General features: G+C 66.5%; 3 protein-coding genes. All 3 read left to right on the forward strand.

From position 1 onward, the window contains the following. Nucleotides 1–10: 10 nt before the first annotated feature. The 3 genes from U9980_RS06850 (at nucleotide 11) to U9980_RS06860 (ending at nucleotide 3,184) form a co-directional block, all read left to right on the forward strand. Nucleotides 11–1,867: a glycoside hydrolase family 15 protein gene (locus U9980_RS06850; protein WP_322767167.1), complete on the forward strand. Its 1,857-nt coding sequence runs from the start codon at nucleotides 11–13 to the stop codon at nucleotides 1,865–1,867. Nucleotides 1,868–2,168: 301 nt separating this feature from the next. Next, the gene (locus U9980_RS06855; RefSeq protein WP_322767160.1) at nucleotides 2,169–3,062 is read left to right on the forward strand and encodes a hypothetical protein; all 894 of its coding nucleotides are present in this window, start codon (nucleotides 2,169–2,171) and stop codon (nucleotides 3,060–3,062) included. Further along, entirely contained in the window at nucleotides 3,059–3,184 is a 126-nt protein-coding gene (locus tag U9980_RS06860; RefSeq protein WP_322767161.1) for a hypothetical protein, read from the forward strand. Before U9980_RS06855 ends, U9980_RS06860 begins: the two co-directional genes overlap by 4 nt. Nucleotides 3,185–3,372 lie beyond the last annotated feature (188 nt).

Here is a 3,372-nt window from a genome sequence, read left to right on the forward strand (position 1 = left end):
AGGGGGAGAGATGGACTATCCGCAGATTTCTGACCACGGGTTGATCGGGGATCTCCAGACCGCGGCGCTGGTGACGAAGGACGGCGAGATCGACTGGTTCTGCGCGCCCCGGTTCGATTCGCCGAGTATCTTCGCCTCCCTGCTGGACCGGGAACGCGGCGGCCAATTCACGATTGCGCCGACGGAGCCGGGCTATGTGTCGCGGCAGTTGTACCTGCCCGACACCGCGGTTCTTATCACCCGCTTCCTGACGGCCGGCGGCGTGGGTGAACTCCTGGACTTCATGCCCATCGCGGACACGACCCGGCCCACCGACCGGCACCGGTTGGTCCGGGTCCTGCGGGTCGTGCGGGGGGAGATGCGTTTCGCGGTCGAGTTCACGCCACGTTTCGACTACGGCCGCGCCAGCCACACCGTGGAGGTGACCGGCGACGGTGCGATCTTTCGCGCCGGGGACCAGCGCATCACCCTGCACCCGGCCAGGACCGTCAGCTGGGACGGGGCGGAACGGATCACCGATCCGCGCGGTGACGGCATCCGCGGCACGGCGACGCTGAAGGCCGGCCAGGTCGGAGCCGTGATGATGGAGACCGGGGACGGCGACCCGCCGCACCGGCTCGCCCGGGACGAGATCACCTCGCTGCTCGACGACACGGTGCGGTACTGGCGGCGCTGGCTGGCCCGGTCGACCTACACCGGCCGGTGGCGCGAGCAGGTCCGCCGCTCGGCGATGACGCTGAAGCTCATGACCTACGCCCCCAGCGGTGCGGTGGTGGCAGCGCCCACCGCCGGGCTGCCCGAACAGATCGGCGGCGAGCGCAACTGGGACTACCGGTTCACCTGGATCCGCGACGCGTCGTTCTCGGTGTACGCGCTGTTGGGACTGGGCTACGTCGAGGAGGCACGCAGCTTTGTCGGGTGGCTGGCCAACCGGATCGAGGAGCAGGCCGGTGACGCCTCCGGACCCTTGAAGATCATGTACCGGGTGGACGGGTCGTCCGACCTGAGTGAGGAGACCCTCGACCACTTCGAGGGTTACATGGGCTCGGCGCCGGTGCGGATCGGCAACGGCGCGTCCGACCAGCTCCAGCTCGACATCTACGGCGAGGCGATGGACTCGATCTACTTCGCGGACCGTCACGGTGTCGCCCTCGGCCACGCCCGGTGGAACCGCGTGGTCGACATGCTGGACTGGCTGTGCGACCACTGGGACTCCCCCGAGGAAGGCATCTGGGAAACCCGCGGCGGCCGGCAGAACTTCACCTACGGCCGGATCAACTCCTGGGCCGCCTTCGACCGCGCCATCCGGCTCGCGGCCGAGCGGGCCCGGCCGGGCAAGCTCCAGCGGTGGGCCACCGAACGTGACCGCGTCTACCGCCAGGTCATGGACCGGGGCTGGAACGACAAGCGGCAGGCCTTCGTCCAGCACTATGACACCGACGTGCTGGACGCCTCCCTGCTGCGCATGGTCCAGGTCGGTTTCGTCGTCCCCGACGACCCGATGTGGTTGTCCACCTTGAACGCGATGGACTCCGAACTGGTCTCTGACAGCCTGGTCTACCGGTACAACCCGGAAGCATCCCCGGACGGGCTCCGCGGTTCGGAGGGCACCTTCTCTCTGTGCACGTTCTGGTACGTCGACGCGTTGGCCCGATCGGGCCGGCTGGAGGAGGCCGGGCTCATCTTCGAGAAGATGCACACCTATGCCAATCCGCTGGGTCTGTATTCCGAGGAGATCGGCCTGACCGGCGAGCAGCTCGGTAACTTCCCGCAGGCCTTCACGCATCTCGCGCTGATCAACGCCGCGGTCAACCTCAACCGGCAACTCGACGCCTCCTACACCTCCGCCGCCCAGATTCGGGACTAACCGTTCGGGACCAGCGGTGTTCCGGGGGATCCCAGCCGGGTACCGGATCCCCCGGGGATGACGGCCGTTGGCCGTAGGTGGAAACTGCCGCTCCGGTGACCGCAATGACCTACCGCCCGTGCTCTCGGCCGGCACCACCAGACCGATCCGGCGGCACGCGTCGTCTTCGGGCGCGGTTCAAACCTCGCCGCGGCGGATGTGATTAGGTCAGAAATGACTCCTGTGCTCGTCCCGTATCGGATATGCCTGTCATAGCGCAGAAAAAGCGCTCTCATGGTGGCTGGCTGACGGCGAGGGGACGATGGCACTTTCCAGAGCGGCGGCGGAACTCTATACCGAGATCGGGCCGGCACCGTCGAACTGCGGTGCATTGCGGAAGCGGCTCCGTATGGAGGATGCGCAGTTCGACGAGGCGGTGGCGGAGCTTGTTCTCGTGGGTATGGCGATTGTGGAAGGGCGGCGGATCCGCAGGGCCCCGAGTGACCGGACTCCACCGAAAGCTTCTCGCGATGCGCTTGTGGTCTTCGACCAGCTTCCGCCGGACGGCACTCCCGTCGGCGGCCTTCGGCTGCGCAGCGCTGTGAGAATCACGAACGACCGTTATCGACTGGCGTTGGACGAGCTCAAGACGGCCGGTCTCGTCCGGCTCGGGCGAGGCCGTGGGGGCACGATCGCTCGCGCAGACGATGTGCTCCAGACGCCGGACGACGAGGTGTTGGAAACGCACATAGCCGACGCGGGATTCGCCGCTGCCGGCCCTGGCCAGCTGGTACGCCGGGAGTCCGAGCTGTATCAGCCCTTCGTCGACTGGTACCAGAGTGAGATCGACACGGCTGGTCTCACCTTCAGCCACATCCGTGAGACCGCTTCCGCGCGCAGGCGGGTACGGGCCAGCGGTCAGTGGTCCCGGCCGGACGTCGCGGCGGTCGAAGTCTGGAGCTCGTATCTCCTGCCCGACGTCGTCCTCACGATTTCATCCTTTGAAATCAAACGGTCGGCCGAGGCCAATCGGCTGGAGTCGCTGTATGAGGCAGCAGCCCATGGGCGTTGGGCGCACTGCCCGAGCCTCGTTGTCGAGACGGCATCTGAAGAAGACGAGGACAATCCGGTGTCCGACCGTGTTCTAGAGGAACTCGACAGACTGAACTGGGTCTGTATACGATGTACAATGTCGGGTTCGGAGCTTTTCGTGTGAAGCAGTACATACCGCCGTCGAGGCATGCACCCGACCCGGGCTACCTACACGATCTCCTGGAGTACTTTTTCTCCGACGACAAGCGGCAGTGGGAGAAGTACCGACTGGCGATCCGCCGCTGAGCGCGCGTGCCCGGTCGGAAAGGGCAGGCTGGGGCGAAGGCCGCAAGTAGGCTGGGAAATCGTGTTTGTCGTCATGCGCGGTTCGACCGGGCGGTGCTGAGCAGACGGTCCGCGACCCGGTCACAGGTAAGCCCGAGCGAGCCCGTGGCCAGCTGGGATTCGAGTGCGTGGCGGGTCTGGTGAGCGTG

It is taken from the genome of Protofrankia sp. Cr1, assembly GCF_963555865.1.
GTDB lineage: Bacteria > Actinomycetota > Actinomycetes > Frankiales > Frankiaceae > Protofrankia.

What these genes read in the sequence shown, in the direction of transcription:
- U9980_RS06850 (WP_322767167.1), top strand. Translation starts at nt 11, where the DNA reads ATGGACTATCCGCAGATTTCTGACCACGGGTTGATCGGGGATCTCCAG.
- U9980_RS06855 (WP_322767160.1), top strand. Translation starts at nt 2,169, where the DNA reads ATGGCACTTTCCAGAGCGGCGGCGGAACTCTATACCGAGATCGGGCCG.